This window comes from Serratia sp. ID 25-353 (genome assembly GCF_054792795.1).
The window spans coordinates 3,879,397-3,898,094 of the sequence record NZ_CM139236.1; the positions used below are offsets into that span (position 1 = coordinate 3,879,397).

The 18,698-nt window shown below is 60.0% G+C and carries 14 protein-coding genes; 1 reads left to right on the forward strand and 13 read right to left on the reverse strand.

Annotated elements, in window-relative coordinates:
* Window positions 1–79 precede the first annotated feature (79 nt).
* From ACYF6X_RS18780 to ACYF6X_RS18795, 4 genes are all read right to left on the reverse strand, one after another.
* A complete protein-coding gene (locus tag ACYF6X_RS18780; protein ID WP_130018639.1) occupies window positions 80–958 on the reverse strand; it encodes a hypothetical protein in 879 nt (292 codons plus the stop codon).
* A 12-nt stretch (window positions 959–970) separates the two neighbouring features.
* Window positions 971–3,505, reverse strand: a complete 2,535-nt coding sequence (locus tag ACYF6X_RS18785; RefSeq protein WP_130018640.1) for an outer membrane usher protein — start codon at window positions 3,503–3,505, stop codon at window positions 971–973.
* 44 nt (window positions 3,506–3,549) lie between these two features.
* Window positions 3,550–4,092 (reverse strand): fimbrial protein, encoded by a 543-nt coding sequence (locus tag ACYF6X_RS18790; protein WP_130018641.1) that lies wholly within the window; start codon window positions 4,090–4,092, stop codon window positions 3,550–3,552.
* Between the two features lie 92 nt (window positions 4,093–4,184).
* Window positions 4,185–4,727, reverse strand: a complete 543-nt coding sequence (locus tag ACYF6X_RS18795) for a fimbrial protein (protein WP_130018642.1) — start codon at window positions 4,725–4,727, stop codon at window positions 4,185–4,187.
* Window positions 4,728–5,194: 467 nt separating this feature from the next.
* Between ACYF6X_RS18795 and ACYF6X_RS18800 the strand changes: the two genes are divergently transcribed.
* Window positions 5,195–5,899 carry a winged helix-turn-helix domain-containing protein gene (locus tag ACYF6X_RS18800; RefSeq protein WP_233221884.1) on the forward strand — a complete coding sequence of 235 codons (705 nt, stop codon included), beginning with the start codon at window positions 5,195–5,197 and terminating at the stop codon, window positions 5,897–5,899.
* Window positions 5,900–5,969: 70 nt separating this feature from the next.
* Here ACYF6X_RS18800 and ACYF6X_RS18805 read toward each other — a convergent pair whose 3' ends face one another.
* From ACYF6X_RS18805 to ACYF6X_RS18845, 9 genes are all read right to left on the reverse strand, one after another.
* A complete protein-coding gene (locus ACYF6X_RS18805) occupies window positions 5,970–6,461 on the reverse strand; it encodes a hypothetical protein (protein ID WP_130018643.1) in 492 nt (163 codons plus the stop codon).
* Complete coding sequence (locus ACYF6X_RS18810; RefSeq protein ID WP_130018644.1) at window positions 6,442–7,233, reverse strand: winged helix-turn-helix domain-containing protein; 792 nt, start codon at window positions 7,231–7,233, stop codon at window positions 6,442–6,444. Before ACYF6X_RS18810 ends, ACYF6X_RS18805 begins: the two co-directional genes overlap by 20 nt.
* A 262-nt stretch (window positions 7,234–7,495) precedes the next feature.
* Complete coding sequence (locus tag ACYF6X_RS18815) at window positions 7,496–8,113, reverse strand: DUF2238 domain-containing protein (protein WP_130018645.1); 618 nt, start codon at window positions 8,111–8,113, stop codon at window positions 7,496–7,498.
* A 121-nt stretch (window positions 8,114–8,234) separates the two neighbouring features.
* The gene (gene yncE / locus ACYF6X_RS18820; RefSeq protein ID WP_130018646.1) at window positions 8,235–9,299 is read right to left on the reverse strand and encodes a 7-bladed beta-propeller protein YncE; all 1,065 of its coding nucleotides are present in this window, start codon (window positions 9,297–9,299) and stop codon (window positions 8,235–8,237) included.
* Between the two features lie 60 nt (window positions 9,300–9,359).
* Window positions 9,360–10,220, reverse strand: a complete 861-nt coding sequence (locus ACYF6X_RS18825; protein ID WP_047569701.1) for an isochorismatase — start codon at window positions 10,218–10,220, stop codon at window positions 9,360–9,362.
* A 3-nt stretch (window positions 10,221–10,223) separates the two neighbouring features.
* Complete coding sequence (locus ACYF6X_RS18830) at window positions 10,224–11,852, reverse strand: (2,3-dihydroxybenzoyl)adenylate synthase (protein WP_063988416.1); 1,629 nt, start codon at window positions 11,850–11,852, stop codon at window positions 10,224–10,226.
* Window positions 11,853–11,859: 7 nt separating this feature from the next.
* Window positions 11,860–13,065: an isochorismate synthase gene (locus ACYF6X_RS18835; RefSeq protein WP_130018647.1), complete on the reverse strand. Its 1,206-nt coding sequence runs from the start codon at window positions 13,063–13,065 to the stop codon at window positions 11,860–11,862.
* A 212-nt stretch (window positions 13,066–13,277) separates the two neighbouring features.
* A complete protein-coding gene (gene entS, locus ACYF6X_RS18840; RefSeq protein ID WP_063988415.1) occupies window positions 13,278–14,546 on the reverse strand; it encodes an enterobactin transporter EntS in 1,269 nt (422 codons plus the stop codon).
* Between the two features lie 175 nt (window positions 14,547–14,721).
* Window positions 14,722–18,666, reverse strand: a complete 3,945-nt coding sequence (locus tag ACYF6X_RS18845) for an enterobactin synthase subunit F (RefSeq protein WP_130018648.1) — start codon at window positions 18,664–18,666, stop codon at window positions 14,722–14,724.
* Window positions 18,667–18,698: the final 32 nt, after the last annotated feature.

Consider the following 18,698-nt stretch of genomic DNA (forward strand, 5'->3'; position numbering starts at 1 on the left):
TCTTTCCGGGCCGATGAATTCACCGGCCAAAAATTTAAATACTTTTATCAATCTTGAATAACGCCTTTCGCCGCAGTGATTACAGCACGTCGAAAATCAATAATGCGCTTCCGGAGAAATAGCCGGGTTTATTCATTGTTTCACCGGCGTCCAAGCTAAAATAGATCGGCGTCTGCGCCTGGTATCCCGCCCGGACGTCAAACCGTTTTTCGTTGCTGCCGTTCTCTTCGCCGACCGATAGGCGCACTTTAATTTCCGCCCCGCTTTGGGCATTACGCAGCGTCGCCGTCGCGGCACCCGAGCGGGCCGTATCGGTAATTAACAAGCGCCCTTTGCCAACCGTATTCTTATCACCGCTGCAGGCCAGCGAGGCGGTGATGCTGCGGCTGGCGGCGTGCCCCTGCGCCAACTCGCCGAAGTCAACGGTATCGCTGCTCAGCCCGCTGACGCTGCAAAACACCGGTACCGAAGGTGGCGGCGGCGGTGGCGGCAGCGTGCCGTCGCAGGTCGAAGCCAACTGGGTCTCCTCCCACCCGGTCGACATATACAGTTTGATGCATCCTACGCTTGTCCCCAGGCCTGGCCCCGGGTCATAAGGAATGGTTCCTCTAAAAGGAAGGACCCTTTTTACTGCCTGGTTAAATTCATCAACGGTATATTTCTGATGATTGTTAGGATCAAGATTTACCGGCTGGCTATAATACGTTTCAACAGACATGCCCCATCTATCCCATACCTTGAGTCGAAAGTCGCATTTCCACTTGTAATTGCAAGTCACCACGCCGCCTTGGAATATCCTTTCCGAACCGTCGAAGTTCACGCCATAAAAATTATAATCCAGCGCCCCTTTTTGGTTGCCGCTTTGCCAATACCACTCGGAGAAAGCACCATCGACGATAGCGGCCTGGCTCGCCAGGCTATAAAGAAAAACCGGCAGCAACAGCCATTTCTTCAGCATAAAGCTCCACACTTATTCATTGATAGGTTCACCAGCAAGCCGATGGCATGGCAGCAATAAACTGTTCATCAGCATCTCCTGCGGCAGCAGCATCGGCATTTGCACTTCGCACTGCGCCACCCCCCCCCAATGCACCGTCATGCGCTCGCCGGCGTTGATGCCGCTCAGGTAGACGCTGCCGCCGTCGTTGACGATGCCGGTCTCCTGTTTGCGCGCGTTCAGCACCGTGGCGCCGAACGGCGGTTCGCTGCCGTCCGCCTGCTTGATCACCGCCATCGCCTTCTCCCCGGCGATCACTTCAAACTTACGGTAGCCGATCGCGCCCTCTGTCAGCGTGGCCTGCACCACCGACCTGGTGGCTTCGGTGCTGTCGCCCAACTTGTCCAGATCGATACTGGCCCGGTTGCGGTAATAGCTGTTGACGTCCACCACCACCGCCTTGCCCCAGCGGTTGGTCGCGATGGCGCTGCCGTAGCCGCGCACCGGCACCCCGGCCACCCCTTCGGTGTCCAGCAGCAGGCGGGTGCCCCCCGGCATATTGCTGCGGTGCAACGCGCCGCCTTCGGCAGTCAGCGTCATGCCCCCCTGCGCCGACAAACCGAACGCGCTGTACCGGTCCTGCTGATAGCTGGCGTTGGCGCTCATGCGCGCCACGTCGCCGTCGCGGTTGTAATAGCCGCTCAGGCTGGCGCCGCTGCGCGAGCCGCCGGCGTTGATTTGGTAATTGCTGCGATCGTCAATGCGATCGTAATATCCCACCCGATGGGTATTGTCGTTGCGATCCAGCGTGGCGTTGTAGCTCAGCGTCGCGCCTTTCCCCCAAGGCACCGACAGCGAGAGATAAGCACCGTCGTCGTTGCGCTCGTTGTAGCGGTTGCGATAGGCCGACAGCGACAAACTCAGGTTCTTGAAGCGGCCGAGGTCGAAATAGCGCGACAGCGTCAGGCTATAGCGATCGTTGGCCGGTTTGTCCCAGTAGGTCTGGTGGTTATAGTTGAGATAGGCGCTCAACCCCAGATCGCGCAGCTGCTGGTTATAGGTAACGGTATACATCTCCTTGCTGTTGCCGAAGCGCCGGCCATACTCGCGCGCATCCAGATACTCGCTCATGCTCATAAAGTTCTGCTCGGAGAAGCGGTAGCCGGCGAAGGTCACCTGGCTGTTTAACTCATCGAACGTTTTCGAGTAGCTGAGGCGATACGAAGCGCCGCTCAGCGTCTCGCCACTGTAGGGCAATTTGGCACGCGACTGGGTGACGTCGAACGACAGTGCCCCCAGCAGCAGCAGATCGCGCCCGATACCCAGAGCCGCCGCGTTGTAATCCCCACCGAATAGCGCACCGCCGTACAACGACCAACCGTTGCTGACCCCCCAGGAAAATTCGCCGGTGCCGAACACCGGCCCTCGGTAGCGGTGATCCATATCCGAGGGTTGGCCCGTCGCCAGCTTGTATCGCAGCGAACCGGGGCGCGTCAGGTACGGAATGTTGGCGGTGCTCATCTTGAACTCTTGCACGCTGCCGTCCTGCTCTTCCACCTTCACGTCCAGCTCGCCGGACACCGCGTCGTTCAGATCCTGAATGCGGAACGGCCCGGCCGCCACCGTGGTTTCGTACAGCACCCGCCCCTGTTGGCTAATTGTCACCTTGGCGTTACTTTTGGCCACCCCCGTCACTTCCGGCGCGTAGCCGCGCAGGTTGGGCGGCAGCATGTTGTCATCGGAGCGCAGGCTCACCCCGCCGAAGCGGAAGCTGTCGAACAGCCCAGAATCGAGGTAATCCTCACCAACGGTCAGTTGCGAACGCAACGCCGGCAGCGCCCGATAGGCATAGTAACGGCTCCAGTCCAGGCGTTGGTCCGTCCCTTGTCCGGAACCGGTTTGGTGATTCAGGTTCGCCTGCCAATCGGAGCGCAGCCGCCAAGCCCCCAGGTTAGCGCCCGCCGTGCCGTTGCCGCTGACGCTGTAACTGCGCGTGCCGTCGCGCAGCTGATGCTGAGTCTGCATATTGAGGCTGTAATCGAACAAGATGCCCGGGATCCCTTCGTCCCAGCGCGCCGGCGGATCCCAGTCGTCCGAGACGTAGTCCAGATAAGCCTGCGGAATGCTCAGATACAGCGCCGAGGTGGACAGATCGCCGCGCACTTCCATACCCGACAGACTGGCTTCGTCCAGACATTCGCCCTGATGCCACCACTTCAGCTTTGCGCGCATCTCGTCTTTAAGACCGAGTTGATCCACCAGACCCGGCACCAGACAGGCGCGACTGCCGTTCGGATCGTCGTCCGGCGCATAAAACGCTACCGGCTGCTCCGACAGATCACTCTTGTTCACGTGCACCGCCATGCTGTAGCTGCCGGGCATGATGTAACCGCCGCGCGAGAACTGGCTCAGGTCAATGTTTTTGCGGTCGTTTACGTCAAGCACATCGGTATTGAACTGGATCTCTTCCACGGCGCCGGCTTTGCTCGCCAGACTCCCCAGCACACAGGCCACGCACGCGCTCAAAATATGTAAACGAAACGGCTTCCCAGCAGGCAAAAACATCATTGTCCACAACCTTCTAATCTATTTCCCTAAAGGCATCGACCGTTTCAGTAATAATCCATTTTAAAACGTACCGATGAAAAGTAATGTCCTGCTCTTAACGGTTGGCGATTGCTGATTAACGCCAGGCTATAGTTGAGTCGATAATTCCCTGGCGTAATATCGCGCGCCGGCAAAGGTATCCCCGGGCTGGCGACATGGCCTTCTGAATCGATTATCTTTAATGCCAGGCCAGATATATCACCGCTCACCCCAAACATATTGCCGTCCGCCTGGCCGTCGAAGGTGATTTGAAACTGCTTCCAATTCGGTGACGATTTATCCGCTCGTTCCAATACGCAATTCACCAACTCGATGCTGAAAGGCACGGCTTTACCCTGCCCATCTCTCGCAATATCGGAAATCGGAAAGTTATCCATATGAATAATTTGCTCGCGACTTTCCGTTGCGATAGCGCAAGCGGTATCGATAATGGCCCCTTGCATATTGACGCGTCCTTGCCCTTGTACCCCGGCAATCACCGGCCCGGCAGAGAAAAATAGCAGCGGCAATAGGCAAAACGTCGTTATTCCTTTTATTCGACACGTCATCGCTATTTCCTTTCGAAATAACAATCCCTGGAGAATGGCATGCGGGTTGCCCCGCATGCCCGATAATCACACGCAGTTCGTCAGGTAACGAATTACTGGTAGGCCAGGGTAAAGTCGGCTACGGACTGGAACTCACCCGGGGTGATAACGGCGGTAGAAGCCGTTGCGCCCTGCAGATAAGCCGCGAAGCTCAGCGTGTTGGCGCCATTTTGCAGCTCGCGCGCTTTGGAAGGTTTGCCCAGTGCGATGTCGTTGCCCGCGCCATCGGTGATGGCGATGCCGGCACCTTTAGCGGTACCGGTAATGCCCAGCAGCTTGTCGTTCGCTGCAGATGCAGAACCGCTGAAAGTCAGTTCAACGGTATTGTTTTTACCAGGATCTGTAGTGATCAGATCACAGTTTTCCAGTTTGATCTGGAAGTTACGTGGCGTAGATTTACCGCCGCTTTTCAGCGCCACGTTGGAGATCGCACCCAGTTCAACGGTCTGATCCAGAGACTCAGGAGCGATAGAGCAAGGTGCATCAATAATAGAACCGGAGAAAGTCACTTTACCGTGACCCTGGTCCGCTGCGTGCGCCAGAGAAGAAACACCAAAAGCCATGACTGCAGCCAGCATAATTTTATTCAGTTTCATAGAGTTCCCTTACATTCCTTAGTAAGTAGAGAGAAAAATTAAATCCATAAGAGTCACATTCGCCACGCCTTGGTTTATTCCCTGCGTTACGTCTGTGGCTAATACGTTGCATCATTATCGCTCCGTATCAGTGGGAACAAATTTACCCTCCAAAAACAAAAAATAAAATGTTATGTCGTAAAAATACAAAAACACAGGATTTTTATAAAAAAAATACAAATAAAATAGGTTTTAACTCCAAAAAATATAAATTAATTATCAATATTTATTTTAAAAAACTTGTCACTTAATAAACTCTTCACACTATATATACCCATATAGAGAAAAATCTGATTTACACCTGTCAGCAAGGATTGAAAAAAGCCTGAATAGGTCTCAGAATCATCTCTCGACAGGAAGGTTGATGGGTAAATAAAATGATTTACTGTATAAATGACAGCATCCTCTATAACGAGGAGGAAGGGACATTGGCGCATATCGATAACGTCAATAATAAAATAGCTTTACTCAAACCTGCCAGTCGCCTGCTTTCCTTATTTATCAGGAATAATAATAAGCTGCTGCTTCGTGATAGATTACTTAATGAGGTTTGGGTTGAGCATGGATTGAAAGCGTCTAATAATAACCTGAACAACTACATTTCAGGATTGCGCAAGTCGCTGGCGCAGTTCGGTGCGGAGGAAATTGTTATCACCTACCCGCGACAAGGGTTTAAATTCAGCGCCAAAAATATTCATGAAATGAATATTCACCAAGAGGAGTCAAACAACCGAGATGAAAGTACAATTGAAAATATGACCCTGCCCGCTTCCCAAAGGAGCGACCCCAGCATGCGGCACGCTATACAGCGATTAATTATGATCGCCGCCGCGTGTTTAGTGCCGTTTGCCGCGGTCGTATTATACCAAAACAGCACGCGCATTAATGTTTATCCGCTGGGTAACTATCAGCACTGTCAAATCTATAGCATGACGCTAGGCAACGGAAATATAGAAAAAGTTAAACGTATGATTCAACAGGCGGGCCTCAGCTGCCAACAACGGGCGGATGTCTATTACTACGATAGTATTCTTAACGAGAGTTCACAACGCCATGAGGAGCAAATAACCTTCTGCCCGCGCGATGCCCGTAGCCCATGTATCAATAACTACAAAGATCATAACGAGCGCTAGTCTTTTTTACTTTATCCAACCAGGTGTGAACGTGTTTATGGGTTCCCTTCATTGCCAAGGGAACCCCCTATTACGAGGCCACGGTACAGACAAATAACGGTTCCGAATTACTGACGAACAGGAAATGTCGGCTGTCTATCTGCTCAATACGTAAATGATACTGCTGGCCCACCATAGGCAAGCGCCGATTCAGCTCCGGTAATGTTAAAGAATCATGGGGCCTTTTGTTGTTCGCTACCATCGTGAAAGTATAGTTGTTGCCCTGCCGCTGATAGTCCGCCACCACGACCCGGTCAATGCTGTATCGAGCATCCCCGACAAAAAAGCTGCCGTTGACGATCAGATTGGCGCGCCGCGCCCCGTTCGGCACTACGCTGATCAATAACGCACGCCGCAGCGTTTCGCCTTCCAGCCGATTCGTTGCCCATATTACCGCCCGACATTCTGGGATCTGAGGTTTGAACCACAACGAGTAACAGGCCACTGCACCACCGAGCAACGCCAAAAGCGCCAACAGCACATAGCGATAACGATGGAAAAATTTATAACCCACTGTTTTCATGAAAATTCTCGCATTGTACCTGGCCGGCCTTCATCTGCGCCTGTGGGCAGTAATAGAAGTAAGACACTCTCACCCGCCCCGTGGTATTTGGTGTTATCGAAAGGCTGTCATAATAAAACAGCGTGCCGGGCTCGCTGCAGTTGATGTGATTCCGCTGTTCAAGCAACGTTTTCAAATGTGCCAAATCGACCTCACCGGGCCCCGGTTTATGGTAGGAAGAGACGAAGCGGACTTCACAGCTGCCGATTTTCCCCACCGGGATTGCGCTGACAGGGGGATAGCCCGCCTCCAGCCACGCCCAAATGCCGCTGCCTAAGGCCAACAGAACCAGCGCCACGGCGGCGAGTTTCCACCACGGGCTTTGCACGGCGCTAGAAGAAAGCGCCGCCTTTTCTGGCGATGTCGGTACCACCTCCACCGTTTGCAAGCTTTCCGCCAGGCTATCGGCCGTATTCAGCTCACCGGCGGTAAACATAAATCCCTGCCGCGGCAGGGTGACGATGATCTCTTCCTCGCCGAGCGAAGAAAACGCTTTGCGCAGAATCGAAATGGTGTTGTTGAGGTTGTTGCCGGAGGCGACCTGGCCGTGCGCCTCCCACACCTGCATCAACAGCGTTTCGCGGGAAAGCACCAGGTTATTGTTGCGCACCAGCGCGGAAAGCAGGCGGTTCAGCGTGGCCGTCAGCACAATCGGCGGGGTATCGTCATGCAGCGAGACCAGCTCCGATCTATCTTCATGATATTTAATATTATTATTAATTATGTATCTCATAATTCCCTGCGCGATAAACTTATTAACGCCAATTATCCCCTACCAAACATGGCGATATTAGCATAGCGCAGAGGATAAGAAAATTCTTAACAAAATACACAAAACATATATAAAACAAATACATAAAAATAAATCATCCGTAGTATTAGAAAGAATATTTTGCCGTATAGCCATAATCCAGTGAGCCCCTAAAGGGGTTAACAACCTGAACATAAATAAAAAAACCCGCCATAAGGCGGGCCTGATCAACGTCGGAAAATACTCAGCGCAGGCGGCGAATTTGCCGGTCTTGCCAACCGGCGAACAGCAGCAAACCGCATAGCGCGCCGAGCAACGCGCAGAACATGTCGGACTGGGTATCCCACGGGTCGCCCTGGGTGCCGAGAAACTCGTCGGCACCCTGGCCCAGCGCCAGCGCCGCCCACCACTCGATCAGCTCATACACGGCGCTGATGGCCAGCGCGATGCAACACACCACAAAGCCCAGCATCTTGCGGCCCTGCACATAACCGCCGCGCTGCAGGATCTCGCGCGCCACCAGCGCCGGCACCAGCCCCTGGAAGAAGTGCCCCAGTTTGTCGTACGGGTTGCGGCCAAGATCCAGCCACTGCTGCACCTCAAACCCCAGCGGCACGCGGGCGTAGCTGTACATGCCACCGAAAATCAGGATCAACGCATGGAAGAAAATCAGCGTATAGAGCAGCGGCGTCAGCGGATAACGGCGATGGGTCAGCCACAGCAGCGGCAAGGCGATCAATACCGGCGCCACCTCCATCAGCCAGGTGGTGCGATCGTAAGGGCGGATGCCGCTGTGGATCAGCGCGGCCAGCAGCAGCAGGGTGATAATGGACAACAACAGCGGGGTGCGCGAGGCGAACATAACCAACGTTCCTTCGGGTTAACGGATCAATGCACTCTTTATACCGCAGATCCTGGGGCGAAAAAAAACAGGCGAAGCGTCGCCGCTTCGCCTGTTCGATGTACGCTTACCCTGCGTGGGATTATTTCAGCGCTACGCGGATCACATCGTCCGGCGCGGTGGCTTCTTTCTCGCGGCTGGAGGCCTGCTTGACGCTGACGTACAGCGTCTGGCCGTCCGGCGACAGCGCCAGGCTGTTCGGGTGGGTCGGCGTTTTAATGGTGTTCAGCACCTTGTAGCTTTTGGCGTCGATTACGCTCACTTCACCCGCCTGGCGATGGGTGACGTAAACTTCATTGCGCGCCGGGTTGAACAGCACCGCCAGCGATTCCGGCACGTCGATCTTGCTCAGGATGTTGCCGTTGCGGGTATCCACCACCAGCACCTGCGGCTGCTTGGAATCGGTGATGAACGCGCGATGGGTAGCGGTATCCAGGCTGATGTTCAGGAAGAAGTGCTCTTTGGACTCATCCAGCTTCTTGCGTGACAGCACCTTATTGGATTGGGTGTCGATGGTCACCAGCTCGCCGTCAGCGTTGGTGACGTACAGGCGTTTGGCGGCGGCGTCCAGCGCCAGGCCGGTGCCGTATTTGCCGGTGTCGGTCACGGTGGCGCGCAGGGTCAGATCCTTGCCGTCCACCACCCACACCACGCTGGATTCACCCAGCCCGGTGATGTACAGGGTATCGCTGTCGGCATCCGCCACCAGTTCGCGCGGTGCCAGCGGCTTGACGGTCTCGGAACGCTTGCGCGCGTCCAGCACCAGGCGGCCTTTCACGTCGCCGGTCTTGGCGTCGATAGCGGTCACCGAGTTATTGACGGTGTTGCCGAAGAACAGCGTGCCGGTCTTGGCGTTAACGGCGGCGCCGAACGGCTTGATGTCGTTATGGATAATTTGGGTCACGTCCAGCGTGGTCGGATCCAGACGGTAAACGATGCCGCCCTTGTCCAGCTTGCGGCTCTGCGACGTTGCCAGGTAGAGCGCATTCTCGCTCGGGCTGTAGGCCATTTCATAGGCGCCCTTGCCAACCGGCTTGCGCAGCACTTCCGGCGCGGTCTGCGCCAGCAGCGAGTTGGAGAACAGCAGCGTGGACAACAGCATCAGCGGAAATGCCGTACGTTTTCCCTTGGTGATCAACGTATTCATTAAAATCTCCTTATAGAGCCAACGGGGCGGCCGCTCGGCCGCCCTCTCTCGTTATTAAAATCAGGCTTTCTCTTCGGAAAGCAGCGCCCACCAGCTGTCGATGGTCGGGTTGCGCGCCAGCGCGATAAAGTCGATGTCGCCGCGGATCTTGCGCCAGCGGGTCGCCAGCTCCATGATGCGCACCGAATCCAGGCCGTAATCGATCAGGTTCTCATCGTTGCCCATGTCTTCGCTGTCTTCGTCCAACAGCGGCAGGATCTGCTGACGCAGCGCATCGATGCTGGCGATACCGGCAGCCGGCAACAGAGACGCGGTGGTCACTACCCGGCCGCAGCGGCCGGCGGTGTAACGCAGCGCCATCAGGTGTTCGTCGCGCGAGAAATCCGCCAGGCCGTCGGCCACCATGAACGGCTGGATGTTGCGCATGAAGGCGTCGATGGCGGTGGTCAGGCAGCCGATGTGCGCATACACGCCGCAGATGATCAGCTGATCGCGGCCGGACTCCTGCAGGATCTCCTGCAGCGGCGAGCGGTGGAAGGCGCTGTAGCGCCATTTCACCAACACCGTGTCGTCTTCGTCCGGCGCCAGCGCGGCGGTCACCGCCTGCTGCTCGGGGTGTTTGTTCAGGCCCGGCCCCCACATGTCGTTCAACAGCGCGCGATCTTCATCGCTCTGCTGGTTCGGCTGCGCGGTATAGAACACCGGAATGCCCTGCTGTTTGCAGTAGCGGCGCAGGCTGGCGATGTTCTCCACCACCTGTTTAATCAGCGCGCTGTCTTCGCCCCAGAAATTGAGGAAATACTGCTGCATGTCGTGGATCAGCAGCGCGGCGCGCTGCGGTTCTACCTGCCAGGTGACTTTATTTTGCGGCAGTTCGTCCGCCGTCGGCAGCGCGTAATCATTAAGTTTTGGAATGGCCATCGATTAATCTCCCTGAGCCTGAGTCTGTAGTTGCGCGTCGAGCTGCTGGCGCAGCCGTTTTTTGTCCACTTTGCCGACCGGGGTCAGCGGCAGGCTGTCCACCTGAATAAAACGATCCGGCAGTTTGAAGTCCGCCACGCCCTGCTCGCGCAGGTGGCGGCGTAGCACCACCGGTTTCAGCGGCGCGTTGGCGATAATATAGGCGCAGCTCTTCTCCCCCATCAGCGCGTCCGGCATCGACACCAGCGCGGCGTTGATCACGTCCGGATGACGCAGCAGCAGGTTCTCGATCTCCTCGGCGGCGATCTTTTCCCCGCCGCGGTTGATCTGGTCTTTCTGCCGCCCCTGCACGGTGATGTAGCCGTCTTCGCTGATGCTGATCAGATCGCCGGAGCAGTAGAAACCGTCGGCGTCGAAGGCATCGGCGTTGTGCGCCGGGCTCTGATAGTAACCGCGGAAGGTATAAGGCCCGCGCGTCATCAACCGGCCGACCTCGCCCGCCGGCAATGGATTGCCGTCGTCATCCGCCACCCACACCTCGTCGTCCGGCGACATCGGCCGCCCTTGCGTCGCCAGGATGTGGCGTTCGTCGTCGTCCAGCCGGGTGTAGTTCACCAGCCCTTCCGCCATGCCGAACACCTGCTGCAGTTGGCAGCCGATTTCGTTCTGAATGCGCGCTGCCAACGTCTCGCCCAATTTGGCGCCGCCCACCTGCAGCAGTTTCAGGCTGGCGAGCTGGGCATTGCCGCCCCACTCTTCGATCGCCTGCAGCCACAGCGTGACCGCCGGCGGCACCAGCGCCGTCACGTTGATTTGGTGCTGTTCGATCAGGCGGAAGCACTGCCCGGCGTCCGGATCGGCGGCGAACACCACCAGCCCGGCGCCATAAAACACGCCCAGCACGCCCGGCGAGCTCATCGGGTAGTTGTGCGCCACCGGCAGCGCGCACAGATAGCGGGTCTGCGCGTCGAAACGGCAGATCTCCACGCTGCGGCGAATGCTGTAGTAGTAGTCGTTGTGGGTGCGCGGGATCAGCTTCGGCGTACCGGTGCTGCCGCCGGAAAGCTGGAAGAACGCTACCTGATCGGCCGCGGAAGGCTGCGCGACGAAACCGTCGCTGGCTTCGTCCAGCCAGGCGGCCAGCGCCAGCTCGCCCTCGGGCTGGCTGCGCAGCGCCACAACCCGCAGCGAAGGATGCGCATCGCGAAAGGCGTTCAGGAATTGATCGTCGGCAAACAGCGCGTGCTGGCGATCGGCGATCAGCAGCGCCGGTTTGATCTGCTCGGCATAGGCGTTCAGCTCGCTGCGCTGGTGGCTGAACAGCGCGTTGACCGGCGCCACGCCAATTTTCAGCAGCGCGAAGAACACGATATAGAACTCCGCCACGTTGCCCAGCTGCACCAGCGCGGTGTCGCCGGATTTCACGCCGCGGCGCTGCAGAGCGGCCGCCAGGCGATCGGCGCGCTGCTGCAGCTCGCGGTAGGTCAGGCTGCCCTGGGCGTCGATAATCGCCGGGGCGTCGTTGTTGGCCTGGCGGTCGAGAATTTCGGTCAGCGGCTTGTCAATCCAGTAGCCGCGCTCGCGATAGCGGCTGGCGAACTCCGCCGGCCAGGGGGTAAAGGCAATGCTCATCTTGTCGTTATCCTTGATTCATACCAAAGGCACGCAGAATGGTGCTGAGTTTGGTGCCTGTTTCATGCCATTCAGATTCGGGTGAAGAGTCTTCCACGATGCCGGCGCCGGCGAACAGCCGCACCCGGTTGCCGTCAACGGTGCCGCAGCGGATAGTCACTACCCACTCGCCGTTGCCTTCGTCGTCGCACCAGCCGACGATGCCGCCGAACAGGCCGCGATCGAACGGCTCCAGCTTGCCGATCAGGGCGTGCGCCTCGGCCGTCGGCATGCCGCACAGCGCCGGCGTCGGGTGCAGCAGGCAGGCCAGCGACAGGGCATTTTCGTCTGGAGACGCCGCCTCGCCGTCGATCGGCGTGGAGAGGTGCCACAGCGTCGTGGTGGTCAACAATTCGGGGGTGTGCGGCACATTCAGGTAGCGGCAGCGGCCGGCCAGCACGTCACGCATGCTTTCGGTGACGATGCGATGCTCGTGGCGATCTTTCGCCGAGGCCATCAGCCGCTCTCCCACTTCGCGATCGCGTTGCGGGTCGGCCTCGCGCCGGGCGGAACCGGCCAGCGGGTTGGAATAGAAACGGCCGCCGTCCTGGCGCAACAGCAGCTCTGGGCTGGCGCCCAACAGCGCGCCCTGCTCCAGCGGCACATGGAAATGGAAACCGTGCGGGTTCTGGGCAATCACGCGCGCCATCAGCGCATGGCGATCCACCGGCTGACGCGTTTCGATCTCCAGCAGGCGCGACAGCACCACTTTATCCAGCTCACCGGCCTTCATCGCGTCAACGGCATCGCTGACCATGTTCATGAACGGCTGCTGCGGCGGCAGCTCCGTCACGCCGGCCAGTTCAGGGCCGTTCGCCGCCGGCCGAACGCCGGCCATAAAGGCGGCGCGATCGAACCAGCGGCTCTGCTGTGGAATAAACAGCGCCGAAGGCTGCCGGGTATCGAACGGGATGGCGCCGCACAGCAGCGGGTTTTTGATGCCGGCCTGACGGGCATCGGCAAACGCCTGCCGCACGCTGCGCTGGAACTCGCCGTTCAGATCGGCGCCGTCCGCGGCCGGCAGGCGAATGCGGCTGAAACAACCGGTGGTGGTCAAGCTGCGGAAAGGGGAGGTAAAGAAGAAGCCCGACGCCGGAGAAAAATCAGCGGCGAACCGGTGTTCTTCGCGCTCCTGCATTTCCTTTCGATTGATGTCGTTCACGGCAGTATCCATCGCTTCGCCCTCAAGGATTTGAAGTGATAACCAATATAATAATGATTATCATTTGAGTTAATTCCGCGCTAAATTACTCGCCGATATTTGCTATGTCAATAAACGTAAGCACTTCTTTCATTTCGAAATCATGACATAAACGCTGTGGGTTTTACGCATGCCGATGATAAGCATTGCTATTTGATCCCACAGCGTCGCATTAGCGCATGACGTTACTTTTCGCTGGCTGGTTGCGCCTCGTTCTGCGGCTCCGGTTTGTGCAGCGTCACCTGGCGCAAACCGGTCATGGCGAACAGCAACAGGATGCCGAGCAGCGCCGCGCCGAAGCCGAAACCGCTGGCGCTCATCGCCGGCAGCATGAAGGCGCCCATCGCCCCCAGCAGCAACGCGCCCAGCGCATCGCCCACCACGTTCTGCGCCGTCCACAGGCCGTTGATGCGGCCGAGGAAGTTGTCCGGCGTCAGGCTCTGGATCAGGCCGTATTGCAGCAGCGAGTTCAGTGCGCTCAGGTAGCCGAACGCCACCAGGCACAGCAACGCCAGGCTGTACCACGGCATCAGGCCGAACAGGCCAATGGCGGCGAACGCCGCGATCGCTGTCAGCAGCATCACCCAGCCGGGGCGCGCCACGTGCGCCACGCGCCCGCTGGTGAACGCACCGATGGCCGCGCCGAGCGGCACGGCGGCGTACATATAGCCGAGGTGGGCAGCGTCGATGTGCCAGCTTTCCGCCATCGCCGGGTACAGCACGCGCACCGCGCTGGCCATGGTCAGCAGCGCGCCGATCAGCGCCACCATGCCGATCACCTTGTTCTGGAACAGGAAGGCGAAACCGCCCGCCAGCGCGCGCAGCGGATGTTCACGCGGCTGCGGCGGCGGCATCAGCTGCGGCAGGCTCAGCAGCGGCAGCAGCGTCAACAGGGTGCCAAACGCCGCCAGGCCGTAGTTCCAGGCAATGCCCATATGGGCGATCACCAGACCGCCAATCGCCGGGGAAAGAATCGAGCCGAAGCGCACCGTCAGCATGCTGATGGCGCCCGCCTGCACGATGTTTTCGCGGCCCACCAGCGCCGGCGTGGCCGCCAGCAGCGCCGTCACCCCCACCGCGCCGAAGAAGCCGTCCCACACCGCCAGCAGATAAATGGCCGCCAGCGAAGGCGACGGCAACAGGGCGTTGAGGCACAGGCCGACGAAGCCGACGCCGCAGGTAGAACGCGCGAACAGGATCAGCCGGCGCCGCTCATAGCGATCGGCCAATACGCCCCCCATCAGCAGCCCGGCGAACATGCCGCCGCCGGCCAGCGTCACCGCCAGCCCCACCTGCAGGGTGGAACCGGTCAGCGCCTGGATCTGCACCGGGATGGCGATCGCCATCAGCCCCAGCGCCACAATGGAGATAAAGCGCGCGCAGAATACCGCGCGGAAAGCCCGGTTGGTTTTCAGCAGGCTAAAATCAAGCAGGATGGAGGGTTTGCTACTCATCGGTTGTTCACCACATCTTTAAACGGGGATTCTGCAGTTGCGGGGCGCTATGCTAGCACAGATGACGAAATCAATAATGATAATAAAACTCATTGATATTCAACTGTGAGCGACCGCAAGAAACGCCGCCACACGCGGGGTCATCCCCGTGCCTGGCGGCGAGATAACGGCGCGATTACAGCGTGCGCAAGATCCGGTTCAGCAGCGGCCCCAACACTTTGAACGACGCCGGCGAAACGATATCGACATGCGCGCAGTCCAGCTCGTGCACCTGCAGCGCATCGACGTACTGCGACCAGGTCTGATGCACGTCCATTCCTTCCTGCAATGTGCGTTTGGCGACGAACAGCGTCGCCTGGCCGTGGAAACGGGCGGTGCGCGTGTGCGACAGCAACCGCACCGAATCGGCGTAGTTGGCCTCGATGTTGTCGAACATCGCGGTGCGCGTCTCGCCCAGCGCCGGATCGAGCGTATCCTGCGACACCGCCAGGAACTGCTCGCGCTCGCGCTGCACTTCCTTCAACACGTTGTCGTCCAGCATCACGTCCCAGTTTTGGGTCTCCGGCGGATAGGTATCCAGCAGGCCGAGGAACGCCACCTGCTCGCCGCGCGCCTGCAGCCGGGCGGCGATGCCCTGCGCCAGCGTGCCGCCCAGCGAGTAGCCGATGAAGTGGTACGGCCCATGCGGCTGTACCTGCAACACCGTCTGCAGGTGGGCATCCACCACCTGATCCATATCTTCGCTCAGCGCCAACGGGCCGTCCGGCCGCGGTGACTGGATACCGACCAGCGACCAGTGCTGATCGAGATAGCGCGGCAATACGCTGAACTGCCAGGAGAAACCGGACGCCGGGTGCAGACAGAACAGCGTCGGCCCCTCGGTGACGCGCAGCGGCAATACGCTGTCGAAGCCGCTGCGATCGGCCTCTTCCTGCGTGCGATCTTCCGCCAGCAAGGCGGCCAGCTGCTCAACGCGCGACGCCACCATCACCTGGCCGACGGACACCGCCTTGCCCAGATCGCGGCGCAGCTCCGCCGCCAGCCGCATCGCCAGCAGCGAATGGCCGCCGAGCGCGAAGAAATCGTCGTCGGCGAACACCTGCTCGCGCTGCAGCAAACGGGCGAATACCGCCGCGATCTCGCTTTCCAGCCCGGCCTGCGGCGGCCGTCCTGCCTTGCGTTCACCGCCCTGCGGCTGCGGCAAGGCCTTGCGATCCAGCTTGCCGTTGGCGCTCAGCGGCAAATCGCTCATTTCCACCAGCGCCACCGGCACCATGTGCGGCGGCAGGCGGTCGGCCAGCGCCGCACGCAGGGCTTCCGCATCCCAGCTCGCGCCGGGCTGCATCACCAGGTAACCCACCAGTTGGCGCGCATCGCCGCCGGCGTCCACCGGCGTGCCCTGCAGCACCAGCGCGTGCGTCACCGCCTGGCGCACGCCCGGCAGCGACAGCAAGGCGTGGTCGATTTCGCTCAGCTCGATACGCTGCCCGCGGATCTTCAGCTGATCGTCGCTGCGGCCCAAATATTCCACCGCACCGTCCGGCAGCCAGCGCGCCACGTCGCCGGTGCGGTACATGCGCCCGCCCTCGCCGAACGGATCGGCGACAAAGCGGCTGGCGGTCAGATCCGGCCGGCCAAGGTAGCCGTGCGCCAGCTGCACGCCGGTCAGATACAGATCGCCCGCCACGCCCGGCGGTACCGGCCGCAGGCGCGCGTCAAGAATGCGCAGCCCGGTGTTCCACACCGGCAGGCCGATCGGCACGTTGGCGCCGGTCACCTTCGCCAGCGCGTCGCCGTAGGCCGGATGCCAGGTCACATCCACCGCCGCTTCGGTCGGGCCGTAGAGGTTGTGCAACGGCACCGCCGTGCGGCTTTGCCACAGGCGGCACAGCTCCGCCGGCAGCGCTTCGCCGCTGCAGAACACCTGGCGCAGCGCGGCGCAGCTCGCCACCGCCGCGTCGTCGTCCAGGGCGGCCACAAAAGCCGCCAGCATCGACGGCACGAAGTGCAGCGTGGTAATGCGGTGTTGCGCGATCAGCTGTTGCAGCTGCTGCGGGTCGCGATGCGCCTCCGGCGGCGCCATCACCAGCCGGGCGCCGACCATCAGCGGCCAGAAGAATTCCCACACCGAGACGTCGAAACTGCACGGCGTTTTCTGCAGCACCGCGTCGTCCGCTCCCAGCGGATACTGGTGCTGCATCCACAGCAGGCGGTTGACGATCGCCTGATGGCCGACCAACACGCCTTTCGGGCGCCCGGTGGAGCCGGAGGTAAAGATGATATAGGCCGCATGGTCCGGCGTCGGGCCCGCGATCGCCACCTCGGCGGCGTGATCGGCCGCCAGCGGCGCGTCATACAGCAAGATCTCGCCCTTGTCGGCGAAACGCGCCTGCTGCGCCGGGTTGGTGATGACCAGCCGCGGCGCGGCGTCTTCCAGCATCATCGCCAGCCGCTCGTCCGGATAACCGGTGTCCAGCGGCAGATAGGCGGCGCCCGCTTCCACGATCGCCATCAACGCCAGCGACAGGAACACCGAACGCGGCAGCGCCACCGCCACGATGTCGCCCGGCCGCACGCCCTGCGCAACCAGCTCGCGCGCCAGCGCCGTAACCTGCTCACGCGTTTCGCGGTAGGTAAAGCTGAAATGCGCATCCGCCAGCGCCGGCGCGTCCGGCGTGGTTTGCGCCTGCTGCGCCAGCAGCTGGCTCAGCGTGGTCGCCGGCACCGGGTGCGCCGTGTCGTTGACCCGCGCCAGCAGCGCGTGATCGTCGGCGGTCAGCATATCGGCTTCGCCGATCGGCAACGTTGCCTGCACGGCGAACTGCGCCAGCAGCAGCGGCAACCGCTGCAAATGCGCCTGCAGTTCCTGGCGGCTGTAACGCTCGGCGTTGGCCAGCAGCTCCACTTTCAGCTGATGGTGTTCGTCGATAAACAGCGCAATCTCCAGATCGCGCACCGGCCCGGAGGCCAGATCGTGGGTGATGCCTTCGATACCGGCGAAGTCCAACTGGTAATCGAACATTTTGAAGTTGAAGACCGTGCCATACAGCGGTTCACCGTCGCCGATGCACCCCAGATCGCGCTGCACCTGCTCGGCGTCGTAGCGCTGATGGCGGCGCACCGTTTTCAGCTCGCGGCTGATGCGAGTGGCTGCCTCATACAGCGTGGCCTGCGGCTCGAGATGCATCTCCATCGGCAGCACGTTGATCACCGGGCCGGCGGCGCACAGGGCGGCCGATCCGGTGCGCCGCATGAAGATAAAACCGGCACTGAAGCTCGGTTGGCCGCTCAGGCGCGATACCCACAGCGCCACCAGCGCCACCGCCATATCGGCGGCGTTCAGCTTCTGCTGCGCACCGCACTGCACCAGTTCGGCGAAGGCCTGCGGATCGCAGCGCTGTTCCAATCGATGGATGCGCGGCGTGGGGGTTTGCCCGGCCAGCGGCTGCGGGCAGAGCGTGGCCGGCGGCGGCAGCTGCCGCGCTTTTTCGAGCCAGAAATCGGCGTCGCGCTGCCAGGCCGGTGCCTCCCGGTAAGCCTGGTATTCCGCCACCACGTCGCTGAACGCCGTGAAAGGCGTCGGTTCCAGCGCGTCGCCGCGGCAAAGATGGGTGTAAATCGCCGCCACGCGGCGAGCGATGGCGGTGAAGCTGAAACCGTCCACCAGCAGATGGTGATAGCGCTGATACCAGAACCAGCGGTCATCCGCCAGACGCATCACCACATGGCGATACAGCGGCGCGCCGCTGCCGGCGCGCAGATCGCTCGCCAGATCGATGTCCATCAGCGCGCGCGCGGCGGCTTCGGGATCCGGCGACGTCGTCAGATCGACGAGTTCCGGCTCATGCACCGACAGCGCGTCGTCCAGCCATTGCACCGGCACGCCGTCGCGTTCCGCAAAACGCAGGCGCAGCATATCCACCTCGCCCAGGCCCTGTATGATGGCCTGCAGCAGAGGCTCTACGGCAATGGGGCCGTTGAGTTCGATGGCATGGGCCACCGCATAGGCATTGCGATGTGGAGAAATTTGATCGGCGACCCAAATGCCGGGTTGCGCCGCGACCAGCGGCCATTCGCCCGCAAGCGCCGGGCCGCTGAGAGAGTTAGGGGTGTGTGACACTGCTTATTGCTCCCGTGATTACCTGGCGCCGG